General features: G+C 46.2%; 1 protein-coding gene and 1 pseudogene. One reads left to right on the forward strand and one right to left on the reverse strand.

Translation table 11 applies throughout. The annotated features are described in order from the left end of the window. Window positions 1-202: pseudogene (locus AC27KL_RS28280) on the forward strand (MATE family efflux transporter); the annotation flags it as partial. A gap of 121 nt (window positions 203-323) precedes the next feature. On the opposite strand, the gene AC27KL_RS28285 reads toward AC27KL_RS28280, so the two are convergent. Continuing rightward, a partial coding sequence (locus tag AC27KL_RS28285) for a catalase-related domain-containing protein (RefSeq protein ID WP_487171822.1) occupies window positions 324-500 on the reverse strand: 177 nt, incomplete at its 5' end.

A 500-nucleotide genomic window follows, 5' to 3' on the forward strand; every position in this document is an offset into this window, starting at 1 on the left:
ATTCTACGGTGTGTTTACAGGGATGACGGTAACGTATCCGATCCGTAATTCGATGCTGATTTCACTGGTCTGCTTTTTGATTGCTCTCTTCTGGTGCGTTCCTCATTATGGGAATCATGGACTTTGGTTATCCTTTATCATCTTTGCCCTGGGACGGTCACTGTTTCTGGTGGTCTACTTACCTCGGTTGAAGAGGATTTAGTAGCCCCTGCTTTACATGACTCTCAAAAACAAAGGATGTCCCCTCCACCATATATGTGGTGTGGGGACATCCTTTTATTATTTATTCATACGGCTTTCAGGTTAGGCGTTTGCCAATCCTTCTACTCACCTTGTGGTACGGTCAAGCCCAGACCATCCGCTACACGACGCCCGTATTCAGGATCAGCTTTATAGAAATGACCGATCTGACGCAGTTTGATTTCATCACTTTCTACAGGCTTCATGGCATTTACAATGTTTCGGACCAGACGTGAGCGCTCCTCTTCACTCAGCAAGCG

The organism is Paenibacillus sp. YAE3 (assembly GCF_057546105.1).